This is a genomic window from Amycolatopsis ultiminotia, assembly GCF_039536925.1.
Lineage (GTDB): Bacteria > Actinomycetota > Actinomycetes > Mycobacteriales > Pseudonocardiaceae > Amycolatopsis > Amycolatopsis ultiminotia.
This window is the reverse complement of record NZ_BAAAZN010000004.1, coordinates 98,802-114,643: the sequence shown is the minus strand read 5'-3', so window position 1 is coordinate 114,643 and position 15,842 is coordinate 98,802. Positions and strand designations below refer to the sequence as shown.

Sequence of the window (15,842 nt, the reverse complement as noted above, 5' to 3'; positions counted from 1 at the left end):
AGTGCACCGGCCGGAACGCGGCAGCCCGGCAGCTCACCGCATGGTCCGGCCTGCGGAACACCGGCGACCGAGCTTGCCACGGGGCGTGATCCACCTCGCCGGGGTGCGGCAGCCCGGGTGACACACCGCATCGTCGGACGTGCGGAACATCGGTGACCGAACCTGCCGCGAGCTTCGGACGGTTACCGGGTGCCCTGGCTGCCTTCGTCGTCGAGTGAACCGCTGATCCGCCTGCCCGACGAGCCGGCGTCGAACAGTCCGCCCGGCGCCCGGTACGGGTTGGTGGAACGTTCCTGGTCCCCTCCGCCGCTGGGTGCCGAACCCAACCCGCCGCCCATCATGCCCATCGCGGACGGTGCCTGCTGCTGCCCGTGGTCGCTGCCGGGAGGAGCGGTGCCGAGCTCGGCGACCGAGGAATCCCCCGCCGCGCCGCCACCGGAGGTGTGCTCTCCCGACGGGGCGGCACCGAGCGGGTTGTCCGCCGGATGCCCGATCCCGCTGTCGCTGTCCAGCGGGTTGATCACGGACTGGGCCGTGGTGGCGTCATCGGCCCCCGAAGTGTCCACTGTGGCCTCTGCCGAATGCGCCACCGGCACGTCGGGCTGCTCGTACTGCGCAGCAGCAGGCGCCTGCTGCACACCCTCCGCGGGCGAGTGCTGTGCGGCGTCAGGCACGCCCTGCCCCGGCTGCTGTGCACCGTCAGGCACGCCCTGCCCCGGCTGCTGTGCGGCGTCGGGCATGCTCTGGCCCGGGTGCGCTGCGCTGTCGGGAGTGCTCGTCTGTGCCGGGCCGGACGCGTCCGGGGACAGCTGCGTGCCGTGGTCGTCGCCGAGGGTGTACTTGACCGGCTCGCCGCTGCCGTCGTCGACGGTCACGACGGTGGGGCCGTCCGGGCCCTGCGGCCGCTCGGCGATGATCTTGAGGCCGCCGTCCTCGATGTGGATCTTGCCGTCCGGGCCGGGTTCGTACTTCGGCGCGGTGTCGGAGCCGGGCTGGTCCGGCGAACCGGGTGCGGCGTGCGCGCCGGTGGCCTGATCCGGCTGGCCCGGCGAGTCCGGTGCATGCGCGGAGTGGCCCGGTGAATCCGCCTGCTGGCCCGGTCCGGCATCCGGCTGGCCCGGTACCTGCGCGGGCTGGCCCGAACCGGGCTGCTGCGCGGCCGGGTCGGCCCCGGCCTGCGCACCGTCCTGGTGGTCGCCGAAGTCGAGCTGGAAGTCCTTCGGGTGGCCGCTTCCGTCGTCGACGGTGATGCCCATCCGGCCGTCGTCGCCGGGTTCGGTCAGGGAAAGTTTGTGGTCGCCCTGCTGGACGGTCATGGTCTCGGGCTGCTCGGTGTCCGGTTTGACCGCCTGCCCGGTCCGCGGATCGATCGGATACGGCTGCCCGGTCCCCGGATCCGTCTCGAGCGGCTGGTGCGTGACCGGATTGGCGTTCGGATCCGCCGCGGCAGGAGTAGTCGCAGCGGGAGCTGCCGGGGCCGGGGCCGGGACTGCCTGCTGCGGAGCGGCCGAGGCCGGTGACGGGGCGCTGCTCCCGCCCGCGTTCGCCGACGGACTCCCGCCTGCGCCGTTCCCGTGGTCCCCACCGCTGCTGCTGGACTTGGTCTGCCCGCCGGCGTCCCCACCGGCCCCGAAGTGCAGCCCGCCGAACGGATCGGTCGGCACGTCGAGCCCGTCGGTGAAGGCCCGCAACGCGTTGGTCGCGGCAGTGTGCGCATTGCGGATGTACTGGCGGTAGGTGTTCATCGCGTTGGAGTACGCCACGCAGTACTCGTCCATCTGATTGCAGAAGTCGTTGGCCCACCTGGAGTAGTAGTCGGTGTCCAGATCGACGCCGAGGCTCGCGTCGCGAAGGTCCTGCGGCGAGATCGGCCCGGTTCCGCCGTCCTCGGAATTGGCCACTTCGGCGTGGTTCTTCCGGCGGCCCCACTTGATCGCATCGTTGAGGCGGTCGATGAACATCGACTGGCCGTCGCAGTCGTCCGGGCTGTGCGCGTCCAGGAACTGCTTCGGGCTCTGGCCCGCGTCCTCCGGCAGCTTCGCCAGGTCGACGATCGGCTGGCGGACGGTGTGCCACAGCTGCTGCAGCAACTGGCTGAAGCCGTTCACCGCGCCGCCGTAATCACCTGCGGCCTTGGCGAAATCGTCCAGCTTCTCCGCCGCGGAATCGGCGGCCTTGCCCTGCCAGCTCGCGGCCACGGCCTGTTTGGCCTGCCCGGCGTCGTCCTGCGCGGCCTTCGCCGCCTTGCCGAGGTTCGCGGCCCGGCCCTGTGCCCCCCAGAGATGGCCGAAGCCGAAGCCGCCCAGCTCGTTGAGCAGGCGATTCTCCTCGTCACCCCTCCCGTACGGCGCGGCGAACTGCGTGCCGAGGTTCCGCGACGGGTGCTGGATCCACTTCACGTAGACCTCGCCGAGCTTGCCGGTCATCTGGTCGCGGAAACCCGACAGCGACTTGATCATGGCGTCGGACGTGTCGTCGAGGTGCACGTCCGCGGGCGGCTGCAGCGGGGCGATGATCGAATCGCCGAGGCGGCCGGAGTTCTGCGCGGCAGGTGGGGTCACGGTCAGGCGTCCTTACCCGCGTCGTGCACGTCCCAGGTGCTCTCCTGCTCGTTCTCCGCGTGCAGGGTCGCCGACTTGTTCAGCCGCGTCGCGTAGTCGTCGAGGAACGCGGCGCCCTTCGTCGCGGAATCACCCAGCGCCTGTGCCTTCGCGACGTACGCGGCGGCCGCGGCGGACAGTCCGGGAATCTTGCCGAAGTGCGCCGCGGCCAGCTGCGATTGGCTGGTGTAGGTCTTCATCTCCTTGAACGACGTGGCCATCGACGCCACGTCCGTCGCGACCTTCTTCACCTGGTCCGGCTCGATGTGGAACTTCGCCATCGCCCTCTCCCCTCGCGCGCGCAGCTGCTCAGTCGTCGACCCAGTTCGTGGACGAGAAGTCGTCCTCGTCCCACACCGGACGCCGCGGCACGGCACGCGGCACGGGGTCGGCCGATCCGGCCTTCTCCGCGGTCTGGTCCTCGAACCGGAAGACAGCGGCGTCCTGCTCGTCCTGTGCCGCTCGCCGGGCGGCTTGCTCCGCCTCCTCGGCCGCACGCCGGGCTTCCGCTTCCGCTTCCTCGGACGCGGCCGGATCGGCCTCGGTTCCCGCCGCGGCCTCCCGCTCGGCGCGAGCCTGCTCCGCCTGCTCCCGGTGCTGCTCGACGAGCTTCGCGAACTCGGCCTGCCGAGCCTCGTCATCCGCGAGCGCACGCTCGTGATCAGCCCGGTACTGCGCCCGCGCCTCCTCCATCGCCGCCAGGCCGGCGGCGAACTGAGGTGGCAGCTCGTCCTCCCCGTACATCGCCCCTCCCCGTGGTCACACCCGAAATCTACTCGCCGGGCCACGGGTGACGCAGGACGTTCACCGGGTTTCGATCAAGAAACCGCGGACACCACTCCGGCGAGACGGTCGGCCGCGGCCTGGGCGGTGGCGTGCGCCGGAGCTTCGACCATCACCCGGACGAGCTGTTCGGTGCCCGAGGGGCGCAGCAGGACCCGGCCTTGCTCGCCCAGCTCGGCCTCGACCTCGCCGATCGCGTCGCGGACCTCGGACGAATCGGCCACCGCGGACTTGTCCGCGACCGGAACGTTCACCAGCACCTGCGGGAGCCGGTTCATCACCGCGGCCAGTTCGGCCAGCGGCTTGCCGGTGGCGGCCATCCTCGCCATCAGGCGCAGCGCGGTGAGCAGGCCGTCGCCGGTGGTGGCGTGGGCGGGGAGGACCACGTGACCGGACTGTTCGCCGCCGAGCGCGAGGCCGGACGCACGCAACTCCTCCAGCACGTACCGGTCGCCGACGGCAGTGGTCAGCACGGTGATGCCGTGTGCCTTCATCGCCAGGTGCAGGCCGAGGTTGCTCATCACCGTGGCGACCAGGGTGTCCTTCACCAGCCCGCCTTCTTCGGCGAGCGCGAGCGCGAGCACGGCCATGATCTGGTCGCCGTCCACCAGCTCGCCTGCGGCGTCCACCGCCACGCAACGGTCGGCGTCGCCGTCGTGCGCGATACCGAGGTCGGCGCCGTACTCGACGACGGCGGCCCGCAGCGCGTCGGGGTGGTTGGAGCCGCAGCGGTCGTTGATGTTGATGCCGTCCGGCTCCGCGTGCAGCGCGACGACCTCGGCGCCTGCCCTGCGGTAGGCCTCGGGGGCGGCCACCGACGACGCGCCGTTCGCGCAGTCCACCACGACCTTGAGCCCGGCCAGCGGATGCGGGGTCGCCGCCACCAGGTGCGCGACGTACTGGTCGACCGCGTCGGCGACCTCGGTGACCCGGCCGATCCCCGACCCGGTCGGCCGGGTCACCCCGGCCACGTCGAGCGCGGCCTCGATCTCGTCCTCGATGCTGTCCTGCAGTTTGTGCCCGCCTGCGGCGAAGAGCTTGATGCCGTTGTCCGGCATGGGGTTGTGCGAGGCGGAGATCATCACGCCGAGGTCCGCCTCCAGCGCGCCGACCAGGTGCGCGACGGCGGGTGTCGGCAGCACGCCGAGCCGCAGCACGTCCGCGCCTGCCGAGGCGAGGCCGGCCACCACGGCGGCCTCCAGCATCTCGCCGCTGGCACGCGGGTCGCGCCCGACCACGGCCACCGGACGGTGCGAACGGTCGTGCGCGGCGAGCACCCTGGCGGCGCTCGCCGCGACCGCCAATGCCAGCTCCGGGGTGAGGTCGGCGTTGGCCAGACCGCGTACCCCGTCGGTGCCGAACAGTCGAGCCATCTCGACCTCCTTGTCAAACGAACGGTACCGCCACGGCGACCCGGACAACCTAACGGCGAAGTACGGCCGCGACTCCCCTTGCCCCACCCCCGAAAACGCAACCGGCGGCGCACGAGGAAGAACCTACGTGCCCCGCCGGAGGTCCAGGGGCTTACCCCTGGCGGGGGCTTGGGGGGTTCGACCCCCACTGTGATCATGGAGCGAGCACCGGCAGGCGCGAGCAGGGCTTGCCCACGAGCACCGAATCAGCGCTTGCTGTACTGCGGAGCCTTACGGGCCTTCTTGAGGCCGTACTTCTTGCGCTCGGTGGCGCGCGCGTCACGGGTGAGGAAGCCGGCCTTCTTCAGCGCCGGGCGGTCATCGGCGTCGACCTCGACCAGCGCACGGGCGATGGCAAGGCGCAGCGCACCGGCCTGACCGGAGATCCCGCCACCGTGCAGGTTGGCGAAGATGTCGAAGGACTCCGGCTTCTCGACCGTGACCAGCGGCTCGCGGATGAGCTGCTGGTGCACCTTGTTCGGGAAGTACTCCTCGAGGCTGCGGCCGTTGAGCTTGAACTCACCGGTACCGGGCACGACGCGGACGCGGACCACGGCCTCCTTGCGGCGGCCGACGGTCTGGGCGTTGCCCCCGGCAGCCCGCGACGGACGCGCGGCAGCAGGGGTCTCGCTGGTCGCCACGGCCTCGCCCGCGGCGGGCGCGGGGGTTTCCGTGGAGGCGACGACCTCGGTCTCGGTGCTGGTCACAGACTGTTCCTCACTCACTGCGCGACCTGCGCGATCTTGGTGATCTCGCGCGCCTGCGGCTGCTGCGCGGCGTGCGGGTGTGTCGCACCGGCGTACACCTTCAGCTTCTTGGCCTGGGCGCGGCCCAGCTTGTTCTTCGGCAGCATGCCCTTGACGACCTTCTCCAGAAGGCGCTCCGGCTTGCTGTCGAGCAGTTCGCCGAAGGAGCGCTTCCGCAGGCCACCGGGGTAGCCGCTGTGCCGGTACGCGAACTTCTGCTCGCGCTTGTTACCGGTGAGCGCCACCTTGTCGGCGTTGACGATGATGACGAAGTCACCGGTGTCCACGTGCGGGGCGTAGGTCGGCTTGTGCTTGCCGCGCAGCAGCGTGGCGACCTCGGTCGCGAGCCGTCCGAGCACGACATCCTCGGCGTCGATCACGTGCCAGGCACGAGTGACGTCGCCGGGCTTGGGGCTGTACGTGGGCAAGGGTCTACCTCGTCGTCAACTTGCGTGTGGGTTCTGTGCGGGCCTAGCGCTGACGCGCCGCAACGCACAACGACATAGGACGATACCCCCGGTGCGGAAGGACCTGTGCAGCGGGGTCCGCAGACCGGGTGCCACCCGCCGCAGGAGTCTACCGGTCCGGGTGCGGCGAAACGACCACGCCGCTGCCGGTGACGCGCCAGGATGAGACCATCGCCGAGCGCGGGTCGCGCGAGGAAGCCGAGGATCTGGGGACATGCGGTGAGTCGACGAGCGAGGACCACACGGACGATCGGTGCGGTGGCCGCGGTGCTGGCACTCGCCGCGGCGTGCGGGCAGTCCCGGGCCGGCACCGCACTCGCGGACGGCGACCAGGCCGCGGCGTACGTCGGTGCCAAGTTCGAGAAGGCGATGTCGAAGCTCGCGGACTCCGTCCTCGACGCGCGCAACGTCACCAACTCCGCGGACACCTACTTCCGCTTCGACGACAAATGGGTGCACAACACGATCACCTCGGCCCGCACCGGGAGCCCGGAAAGCCGGGTGGTGCACAACCGGTCGCAGAAGAACCCGGACGAGATCATCGACACGTTCACCCCCGCCGACGGCGCCGTCGAGTACGTCTACCTCGGCCCGGCCTACAAATCGCTGGCGCCGACGCAGTGGGTGTCGATGCCCAAGCCGGAGGCCGGACTGGTGCAGCAGTGCTCCTGGGGCGGGGTGCAGACGGCCTGCAAGATGGCCGAGGCCGTGGACGGCTCGTACAAGGCGGACAAGAAGGCCGTGCGGAGTGCGAAGAGTGCTGCGGACGGGTCCGCGGAGCTGACCGTGAACGTGGCGTTCTCGAAGTTCCTCGACGACCGGGTGGAGGTACTGCCGGACAGCCTGCTCTCGAAGGTCGGCCCGCAGCTGCGCAAATCCGTCGTGCCCACCACGATCAAGCTGAAGCCGGACGGCTCGCTCGCCGAGTTCGTGATGGCCGCGAAGCTCAGCGGCGACGGCCACCAGCTCGAACTGCGCTACGACTTCCGCTTCACCGGCGCGGCCACCGCACAGGACCTGCCGAAGGTCCCGGACGCGGCACAGGTCACGGCCCTGCCGGACAGTGCCGCGGAACAGGACTTCTACCAGCGCCTCAGCCAGCTGCAGGGCAACTGATGCGCACCCGGGGTGATCACCGATGAGCCGTCCTTCCGACCAGCAGCCACAGTGGTGGCAACCGCAACCGGGCGCACAACCGGATCCGGAGGGCACCTACCGGACCGGCGGCGCTCCGGGCACGCCGGGAGCCCCCGCTCCGGGCGGCGCGCCATGGGGCGGCGGATCGCACTGGCCCCCGGCTCAGGGCGGGCAGTGGCCCCCGGCCGGCGGACAGCAGCCGCCAGGGCAGGCCGCACCCGGGCAGGCCGCACCTGGGCAGCCGGCACCCGGACCGCAGCCGTCCGGACCGCCGGCGCCCGGACAGTCGGTTCCCGGGCAGCAGCCACCCGGACAAGCCGCACCCGGACCGCAGCCGGGGCAAGCCGCACCCGGGCAGGCGGGGTGGGCTCCCGGTGGTTGGGGTGGCCAGCCGGTCGCCGGCCAGTACGGCGGCGGCTGGCCGCAGCAGCATGCGGCGGGACCGCAAGCGTCCGGTGTGGACGGTGGGTGGCCGACAACCCCGAGCGGCGGGACACCGGCGGCTCAGTACGGCGGGCTCGGCGCGTTCGGGACGCCGCAGGCGAAGCCACCGCGAAACAAGAAACCGTTCGTGCTCGGCGGAATTGCCGTTGTGGTGGTGATCGCCGGACTCGGTGCGGCGTGGGCGTTCGGCGCGTTCGGCGGGGACACGCTGGAGCAGAATTCGTTGCAGGACGGCGTTTCCCGGGTGCTCAGCGAGAGTTACGGCGAGCCGGACGTGCAGCACGTGGAGTGCCCGTCGGGCCGCTCGGCCACGAACGGGACGACTTTCGACTGCACCGCCCAGGTCGGCGGGCAGGCGAAGACCGTGACCGTACGAGTGCTCAACGACAAACCGGAGTACTCGGTCGGCGCACCGCACTGAACAACCCCGCCCGACCCAACCGATGCGTGCACACACTGGCGGCACGACCGGATCGGCGGACACTGCCGTCCGCCGGAATCCGCACCGGCACACGAAAACGGCGGGCCCGCACCCGAAGGTGCACGGCCCGCCGTGGTTTCGGCAACCGGGATCAGAACAGGTTCTGCACGTTCCGGTCCGTGGACTGGTAGCCGTCGGCGATCTGCGGCAGCACAGCGGCGACCTGCGCGAGGAGCTGCTTGAGCTCGTCGAACTTCTGGTCCCACTCGTTCTGCGCCTGCATGTACTGGTCCTTGGCTTCACCGGTCCAGTCGGTGACCAGCGGGTTCAGGTCCTGCTTCAGGTGGTCGAACAGGTTGCCCAGCTGCGTACCGGTGGCGGTGCAGTCCTCGGCAGCGCGGTGGATGGTCGACGGATCAACGACAATGCGGCCGTCAGGCATGGCTAACTCCCATCAAAGAGCGAAAACGAGATGAAGTGAAAGGAAACGAACCGATTCAGCCGAGGACGCCGAAGCCCTTGTTGAGCGACTCGACGATTTCGTGCTGCTGAGCCTCACTGCGCTGGTAGGTCGAGCCGGCTTCCTTGAGCAGCTCACCAATGCGCTGGAGGGCGTCGTTGAGACCCTTGCCCGCGTCGTTGAAGCGGCGCATCACGTTGTCGAACGCACGCTGCGCGTCGCCTTCCCATCCGGCGCGGGTGGCCTCGATCTCGCCCTCCAGCTTGGAGAGCTGCTGGTCCATCTGCGCACGGACGTCGACAACGCGACCTTCCGCCTCCGTGAACTGAGCCGGTGTCCCAGTAAAGCCGCCAGCCATGGGAGTTACCCCCTTCGTTAGTGGTTGTGCGTACCGCTCTGTGTTCCCGGTACGCACCTACGACGAAGACAGTGCCAGTTCGGTTCGCACTTGTCGCGATTTCATGGCAAGTAGTTGCTTGCGTGAACGCCGATCGGGGGAACCGATCCGCGGATGCTCCGGCAGGCACGGCGGCGCACACCGGAAAAGACGTTGTCCACCAGCATGGTTAGCACACGCACAGTGCGCCGCGAAGGACTTTCACAGTACTTTGCGCATGATTCGCAACTGCGAAAAGTCCTCGTCCTCTTCACCCGTCCGTGGCGAACTCGCGGGAACCGCCGGGGTTTCCGGAACCGGCTCGGCGTCGGCGGGCACGGCGGGCAGCGGCAGTCCGCGGGACTTGCGGAACCGCTGCGCGGCCCCGCGCAACGCCGACGGCGTCGCAGCCGCGCCGCCGGTGAGCCGCTGCCTGCCGAACTCCTTGAGCAGTTCCCGGTTCTCGCCACGGTGCTGCTCGGCCCTGGCGAGCGCGGTGCCGGCGACCCGGCGGGAGAACGTGACCGCGTCCTGGCCCGCTCGCGTGAACGCCGCCGCGGCGGACTCCGGTTCGGACGGCATGGGCCACTCCTTCAGCTGCTGATCTGCAGCGTCCGCACGATCTGCTCGCAAGCCGTGCCGACGCGTTGCCGCATCGCCGGACGGTCGTACTGACAACCGACGTGCACCCGGATCCGGTCCTGTGCGACGACGTACCAGTCCACCTGGCGCCCGTCGTCGGTGCTCTCGTGGTACCCGATCACGCTCCGGCCACCGTAGGGCAGATCCGGCTGGAACGCGCTGTAGTTCGAACTTCCGCCGGCCAGCGACTGCAAATAGTCCCGCAGCCGCTGCGGATCCGCGGTGGCGTCGTAGTCCATCACGAATTCCTGTGCGAGGACGAGATCCGCGCCGTTCGGGTCGTCCTGTGGATGCAGGATCACCTGCCGATCGGCGACCGCGTCGCTGGTCTGCACCCAGTCCTGCGGTGCGATGATGCTGAAGTCGTACTGCTGAAGCGTCTTGCCTGCCACCGGTTGGTCCTGGCTGCGGTTGACGAAGATCACCACGCCCGTCACGACGAGTGCGGCGACCACCACGACCGCCCCGATCAACCACGGCAACCGGCGCCGCTTCGCCGGAACCGCACCGGCCGACGCACCCGGCCCGGCCGCGCCACCGGAACCGGTCGAGCCGCCGGGGCCGTTGCCGGGCGGACCGGCGGGGCCGGCACCGTGCCCGAACGGACCGGTTTGGCCGTTACCGAGCGGACCGGCCGCGCCGGAAGCGGGTAGCCGACCGGAGCCGGGACCGTTACCGGGCGAGCCGGGCGGACCGCTACCGGGCGGACCGGCGGAACCGGGGCCGCTGCCGGGCTGACCGGAACCGAACGGGGTGCCGGAGAAGCTGTGCGGGTGGTTCGAAGCCGCCGGAGCGCCCGGCGCGGCCGGAGCACCCGGGCCAGCCGCGCCAGCCGGGCCACCCGGACCGGACGGGCCGCCGGGGGAACCGGGTCCGAAAGCACCGCCCGATCCGCCGGGACCGGACCTCGACCCCGAACCGAACGGGCCACCGGGGCGGCTCGCGGCCTGGCCGGGCGGCGGCGAGGCAAAGGGATCCACGGGCGATCCCCGACCTGGCGACGCGGGTGGCGGCCCGCGGCGGGCCCGCGGATCGGAGTCCGGTTGATCAGCCGGACGGACCACCTCGGTGCGCTGTTCCTGCTGCAGGCCGGCAATCGCCGTGCCGGGCAGCGCGCCCGTCCGGTCGGGGTCCAGCTGCACCGCGCGCAACGCACCGCGGGCGACCACCGTCTCCGGCTGGTCAAGGCTCGTGGGCACGACGCCGGTGCGCTCGTGCACCAGCCGCGAGATCATCGGGATCCGGCTCGATCCGCCGACCAGGAAGATCGCGGTGAGCTGTTTCGGCCGCAGGACGGCATCCGCGATCGCCCCGCTGGTCAGCTCGACCACGCGGCCGAGCGGAGCGGCAATCAGCCGCTCCAGGTCCTCCCTGGTCACGTGCGCGTCCGGGAACGGCGGTGGCAGCGGCACATCCGTATAAGCGTGCCGCGACAGCGTCTCCTTCGCACCGCGCACGTCCTGCCGCAGCACCCGGCGACGGCGTCGGTCGGCCAGTTCCCTGCCCTCCACCAACTGCCGCCACGCCTGCGGATCTGCCTCCGACACCAGCGATCCGACGTGCTCCAGCAGTGCCTGGTCGATGTCCGCGCCGCCGAACCCGGGATCGCCGCGGGTGGCCAGTACCTGGAACCCGCCCCGCCGCGGGGGACCGCTGCGCGCCCGTCCGGCCTCCGGCGAACGGCGGACCACGCTGACGTCCACCGTGCCGCCGCCGAGGTCGAGCACCGCCAGCGCCTCGCCAGGACGGCCGGAGAACTCGACCGTGCGCCCGTCCGGCTGGTCGCTCGGCGCGAACGTGGCCGCGTGGTACACCGCCGCGGCCACCGGCTCGGGCACCAGGGCGACCTCGCGGGCCAGCCGTCCCGCGGCCTGCCGCAGCAGCCGGGTACGGATCGCGCCCCAGTCCGCCGGATGCGTGAGCACCAGGAGGTCGACCTCCGCCTGCCCGGCGATCCGCCTCGCCTCTGCGACGGCGCGGGCCAGCACCGCGTGCACCACGTCGGTCACCCGCAGCACGGAGTCACCGAGCAGCAGATCGCCCTCGTCGATCCGCCGCTTCGGGTTCGGCTCGTAGCGCGACGGGTCGACGGCCGCCTGCCGTTCCGCCTCCTGCCCGACGAACAGCGTGCCGTCCGCGGCCACGTAGACCGCGGACGACATCAGCGGCTGCCCGTCGATGACCACAACCTGCGGTTCACGGCCGTTGACCGAAGCGACGACACAAGTGCTCGACGTCCCGAAGTCGACCGCGACCCGCACCGTCACCCGATACCCCTACCGCCGCACGAGCGGGCGTCTGTGCTTGTCAGTCGGGTTGGATCCATGAGACCTGGATGAGTTGGCGGCCGCCCTTGCGGCTGAGCATGGTGCCGCGGCCGGGGGGCATGGGTCCGGGTTTGATGTTGCCGATGAGGGCGCCTTCGTCCTTGGAGCCGTTCATCACCATGCCGGGTGCGGCGAGTTCCTTGAGTTTCCCGATGATGGGGTCGTAGGAGGCGCGCGAGGCGCCACCGGTGCGGCGGACCACGATCAGGTGCAGGCCGACGTCCTTGGCCTGGGCGAGGAACTCGGACAACGGCTTGAGCGGGTTCGAGGTCTGGGTTGCGACCAGGTCGTAGTCGTCGACCATGATGAACAGTTCCGGTCCGGTCCACCAGGATCGGTTCTTGAGCTGTTCCTGGGTGACGTCGGGGCCGGGCAGCCGCCGGGTCATGGATCCGTGCACGTCCTGGATCATGCTGTCCAGTTGTGCCGAGGACACCGCGTAGCCGAGCAGCGAATCGCCCTGGAGGAAGCCGAGCATCGTGCGCCGGTAGTCCACGAGCAGGATGACGCCTTCTTGCGGGGAGTAGCGCTCGGTGATCCCGCGGGCGATCTGGCGCAGCAGGTTCGTCTTCCCGGACTCGCCGTCGGCGAACGCGAAGTAGTGCGGTTCGGCGTCGAAGTCCAGATACACCGGGGCGAGGTTTTCCTCGTTGACCCCGAACGGCACCAGTTTGGAGTCGCGGTGCGGATCCTGGGCCACCACGTCCTCGTAGGTGATCAGTTCCGGCAGCAGCCGCACCTGCGGCGCGACCCGGCCGCGCCACGCGCCCCGGATCTTCGCGACCGCGTCGGCGACCCCGGCGGCGACGGTGTCCGGATCGCTGGAGCCGTCGATCCGGGGCAGCCCGGTCAGCAGGTGCAGCTTGTCGCGGGTCAGGCCGCGGCCCGGACGCCCTGGCGGGACGTTGCCCGCGGTGCGGCGGTCCATCTCCGACTCGGTCGGATCACCCAGCCGCAGCTCGAACCGGGTGCCGAGCATGTCCTTGATCGCCGGGCGCAGATCGGCCCACCGGTTCGCGGAAATCACCACGTGCACCCCGTAGGCCAGGCCCTGGGTCGCAAGCCGGGTGATCGACTGTTCCAGTTCGTCGAAATCGTCACGCAACGCCCGCCAGTTGTCCACCACCAGGAATGCGTCGCCGAACCCGTCCTGCTCGGCGGTGATCTCCCCACGCCGTTTCCGGTTGCGGAACTCGGTCATCGAGTCGACGCCCAGCGCCCCGAACCGGCCCTCGCGTTCGGTCATCAGCGTGGTCAGCTCCGCCACGATCCGCCGTGCCTTGTCCGGCTCCCGCCGTGCGACGGCGACCCCGCCGACGTGCGGCAGGTCCGCCAGCCCGGCCAGCGTGCCACCACCGAGATCCAGGCAGTAGAACTGCACTTCCTCCGGGGTGTGGGTCAACGCCATCGACATGATCAACGTCCGCAGCATCGTGGACTTGCCCGACTGCGGACCCCCCGCCACGATGCCGTGCCCGGCGGCCCCGGAGAAATCACCCCACAGCAGGTCACGCCGCTGTTCGAACGGGCGGTCCACAATCCCGATCGGCACCTGCAACCGGCCGTTGCCGAAAAACCCGACCGGCGACAACCCGCGATCCTCGGTCGGATTCAGGTTCGGCAACATCGTGTCCAGCGAACTCGGCTCGTCCAACGGCGGCAGCCACACCTCATGCGCGGGCGGGCCCTGCCCGATCAGCCGATCGACGATCACCTCCAGTTCACTGGGCTCGGTCGTCTCCTCCGACTCCTGCTGCTTCGGCTCATCCTCGACCGGTTCCGGCTCCGGCTCCGGTTCCGGCGGCAACTCCACGAAATCCGGCACGAACAACTGCGGCCGCTTGTCCGCTCGCACCACCGTCGCCGCCGGCCCCGCCGCCTTGATCCCGGCAGGCCGATACGGGCCCGACACATACGACGCCTTGAACCGCACCATCGTCGACGTGTCGAACTTCAAATACCCCGACCCCGGGATCGAGGGCAGCTCGAACGCATCCGGCACCCCGATCGCCGCCCGCGACTCCGCCGCGGAAAACGTCTTCAACCCGATCCGATACGACAAGAACGTGTCCAGACCACGCAGCTTGCCCTCTTCCAGCCGCTGCGACGCCAGCAACATATGCATCTGCAGCGACCGGCCCACCCGGCCGATCTGCAGGAAGATATCGATGAAGTCCGGCTTCGCCGTCAACATCTCCGAAAACTCGTCAATACAAATGAACAGTGCCGGCAGCGGGTCGATATCAGCCCCGTTCTCCCGGGCCTTCTCGTAATCCCACACATTCTTGTAGTTGCCCTTCGCCAGCACCTCCTGCCGGCGCGCAACCTCTCCCGCGATCGCGTCCTTCATCCGGTCGACCAACGTCAGATCACCCGCCAGGTTGGTGATCGTCGCCGCCACGTGCGGCGCCTTGTCCAACCCCAGGAACGTCGCGCCACCCTTGAAGTCCACCAGAATCATGTTCAACGCCGTGCTCGAATGCGTGGCGAGCAACCCGAGCACCAACGTCCGCAAAAACTCCGACTTACCCGAACCGGTCGCCCCGATGCACAACCCGTGCGGGCCCATGCCCTCCATCGCGGCTTCCTTGATGTCCAGCTCCACCGCCTGCCCGTACTCACCCACCCCGAACGGCACCCGGTACCGATCACGCACCGGCCGCGGCCGCCACGCCCCCTGCACGTCAAACGTCATCGGATCCCCGGGAATCCCCAGCAACTCCAACAACGTCGGATTCGACAACAACGGCTCGTCGTCGGTCGCCTCAACCCCACCCGAACTCACCCGATACGGCGCAATCAACCGCGCCAACGCCTCTGCCTCCACCACCGACAACCGATCCGGCCGGCCGAACCACTCCACCCCGCCGGCACTCCGAGCACCCAACCGCTCTTCCTCCACCACCAACCGCAAACCCCGCCGCGCAGCCAGATTCCCGATCGAATCCGACAAATCAATCAACGTGACGCCGACCAGACCCTCCTCCAGAATGATCTGCTCTTCCCGCGTCACCTCACCGTCATCAACAATGATCACCACATGCGGCTGATCCGGCGGCGGCGTCGCATTCCGCGAAAACCGCTGCCGCTCCCGCAACTCCTCGTCCAGCCACGTTTCCACCTGAGCCAACGACCCGGCCATCATCCGCAACTGCCCGATACCATCCGACACCGACGGATGCTGCACATGCGGAAGCCACTTGGCCCACTCCCACTCCTCTTTCGCCCGACCGCTCGTGGCCACCGCGATCATCACGTCGTCCGGACTGTGAAACGACACCAGCTGCGCCACCATCGCCCTGGTCAACGCCCGCGTCAGACCCCGCTCACCCTGCATGCTGACCGCAGCAAAACCACGCAACGTGATCTGCGTCGGCAAATCCGGCACAATCGAATGCGCCCGCACAAACCGACGCAACGCCAACGTCGCAATCGGCTCCAGCTCGTCAACCGGACCCGTCTGCGGCGGCACCAGCCGCGTCGCCAGCCGATGCGAACTCCGTCCTACCCGCAAATGCAGAAAATCCTGATCGTTCTGCCGCCGCTCCCACATCCGACGGCTCGCCGCCAACGACCACAACGACTGCGGATCCGGGTGCACCCACTCCAACGCCGCCCGCTGATCAACCATCGCCTCACGGGCACGATCCCGCATCTGCCCCAGATACCGCAGATAATCCTTGCGGTCCTCGTCCATCTCGGCCTTCTTGGCGCCGCCCCCCTTGCCGCCGCCACCGGCGAGCATGCCGACGGTGCCCATCAGCATCATGCCGCTCATCATGATCGTGGTCGGCTGCCGCCCGCCGGCGGTGAACATGAAAACCATCATCCCGAGCGAGGCGAAGATCATCACGCCGGGAATCGCCTTCGCGACGATGTTGCCGGGGATCGTGCGGGGCACCTCGGGCGGCGGCTCGAGGTGCACCTCGCCGCCGGGTGGACGCGGCGCGGCCAGCCGCGGCGACTTCTTGAACTGCAGCGTGCTCATCGAAGGACCCCTCTACTCCTGCTCGACGCCTGCCGTCCG

The 15,842-nt window shown here is 69.9% G+C and carries 13 protein-coding genes; 2 read left to right on the top strand and 11 right to left on the bottom strand.

Translation table 11 applies throughout. The features are described from left to right. Positions 1-182 precede the first annotated feature (182 nt). From ABD793_RS11010 to rplM, 6 genes are all read right to left on the bottom strand, one after another. A complete protein-coding gene (locus tag ABD793_RS11010; protein WP_344858360.1) occupies positions 183-2,561 on the bottom strand; it encodes a hypothetical protein in 2,379 nt (792 codons plus the stop codon). Positions 2,562-2,563: 2 nt separating this feature from the next. Further along, a complete protein-coding gene (locus tag ABD793_RS11005) occupies positions 2,564-2,881 on the bottom strand; it encodes a hypothetical protein (RefSeq protein ID WP_344858358.1) in 318 nt (105 codons plus the stop codon). A gap of 28 nt (positions 2,882-2,909) precedes the next feature. After that, a complete protein-coding gene (locus tag ABD793_RS11000) occupies positions 2,910-3,344 on the bottom strand; it encodes a hypothetical protein (RefSeq protein WP_344858356.1) in 435 nt (144 codons plus the stop codon). Between the two features lie 74 nt (positions 3,345-3,418). Next, the gene (gene glmM, locus ABD793_RS10995; RefSeq protein ID WP_344858353.1) at positions 3,419-4,756 is read right to left on the bottom strand and encodes a phosphoglucosamine mutase; all 1,338 of its coding nucleotides are present in this window, start codon (positions 4,754-4,756) and stop codon (positions 3,419-3,421) included. 245 nt (positions 4,757-5,001) lie between these two features. Then, the gene (gene rpsI, locus ABD793_RS10990) at positions 5,002-5,502 is read right to left on the bottom strand and encodes a 30S ribosomal protein S9 (RefSeq protein WP_344858351.1); all 501 of its coding nucleotides are present in this window, start codon (positions 5,500-5,502) and stop codon (positions 5,002-5,004) included. A 14-nt stretch (positions 5,503-5,516) separates the two neighbouring features. After that, positions 5,517-5,969 (bottom strand): 50S ribosomal protein L13, encoded by a 453-nt coding sequence (gene rplM / locus ABD793_RS10985; RefSeq protein WP_344858349.1) that lies wholly within the window; start codon positions 5,967-5,969, stop codon positions 5,517-5,519. Between the two features lie 297 nt (positions 5,970-6,266). Between rplM and ABD793_RS10980 the strand changes: the two genes are divergently transcribed. Further along, positions 6,267-7,124: a hypothetical protein gene (locus ABD793_RS10980; protein ID WP_344858346.1), complete on the top strand. Its 858-nt coding sequence runs from the start codon at positions 6,267-6,269 to the stop codon at positions 7,122-7,124. A 592-nt stretch (positions 7,125-7,716) separates the two neighbouring features. Continuing rightward, a complete protein-coding gene (locus tag ABD793_RS10975) occupies positions 7,717-8,010 on the top strand; it encodes a DUF4333 domain-containing protein (protein ID WP_344858344.1) in 294 nt (97 codons plus the stop codon). Between the two features lie 151 nt (positions 8,011-8,161). Here ABD793_RS10975 and ABD793_RS10970 read toward each other — a convergent pair whose 3' ends face one another. The 5 genes from ABD793_RS10970 to eccCa form a co-directional block, all read right to left on the bottom strand. Continuing rightward, entirely contained in the window at positions 8,162-8,452 is a 291-nt protein-coding gene (locus ABD793_RS10970) for a WXG100 family type VII secretion target (protein ID WP_344858342.1), read from the bottom strand. Positions 8,453-8,507: 55 nt separating this feature from the next. Further along, a complete protein-coding gene (locus tag ABD793_RS10965; protein ID WP_344858339.1) occupies positions 8,508-8,828 on the bottom strand; it encodes a WXG100 family type VII secretion target in 321 nt (106 codons plus the stop codon). 240 nt (positions 8,829-9,068) lie between these two features. Continuing rightward, complete coding sequence (locus tag ABD793_RS10960) at positions 9,069-9,428, bottom strand: hypothetical protein (RefSeq protein WP_344858337.1); 360 nt, start codon at positions 9,426-9,428, stop codon at positions 9,069-9,071. Between the two features lie 11 nt (positions 9,429-9,439). Beyond that, positions 9,440-11,755: a type VII secretion-associated protein gene (locus ABD793_RS10955; protein WP_344858335.1), complete on the bottom strand. Its 2,316-nt coding sequence runs from the start codon at positions 11,753-11,755 to the stop codon at positions 9,440-9,442. Positions 11,756-11,795: 40 nt separating this feature from the next. Continuing rightward, on the bottom strand, positions 11,796-15,803 hold the full coding sequence (eccCa, locus tag ABD793_RS10950; protein ID WP_344858332.1) for a type VII secretion protein EccCa: 4,008 nt from the start codon (positions 15,801-15,803) through the stop codon (positions 11,796-11,798). Positions 15,804-15,842: the final 39 nt, after the last annotated feature.

Coding starts and splice junctions, on each gene's coding strand:
- ABD793_RS11005 (WP_344858358.1), bottom strand. CDS start 2,881: ATGGCGAAGTTCCACATCGAGCCGGACCAGGTGAAGAAGGTCGCGACG.
- ABD793_RS11000 (WP_344858356.1), bottom strand. CDS start 3,344: ATGTACGGGGAGGACGAGCTGCCACCTCAGTTCGCCGCCGGCCTGGCG.
- glmM (WP_344858353.1), bottom strand. CDS start 4,756: ATGGCTCGACTGTTCGGCACCGACGGGGTACGCGGTCTGGCCAACGCC.
- ABD793_RS10970 (WP_344858342.1), bottom strand. CDS start 8,452: ATGCCTGACGGCCGCATTGTCGTTGATCCGTCGACCATCCACCGCGCT.
- ABD793_RS10965 (WP_344858339.1), bottom strand. CDS start 8,828: ATGGCTGGCGGCTTTACTGGGACACCGGCTCAGTTCACGGAGGCGGAA.
- ABD793_RS10960 (WP_344858337.1), bottom strand. CDS start 9,428: ATGCCGTCCGAACCGGAGTCCGCCGCGGCGGCGTTCACGCGAGCGGGC.
- eccCa (WP_344858332.1), bottom strand. CDS start 15,803: ATGAGCACGCTGCAGTTCAAGAAGTCGCCGCGGCTGGCCGCGCCGCGT.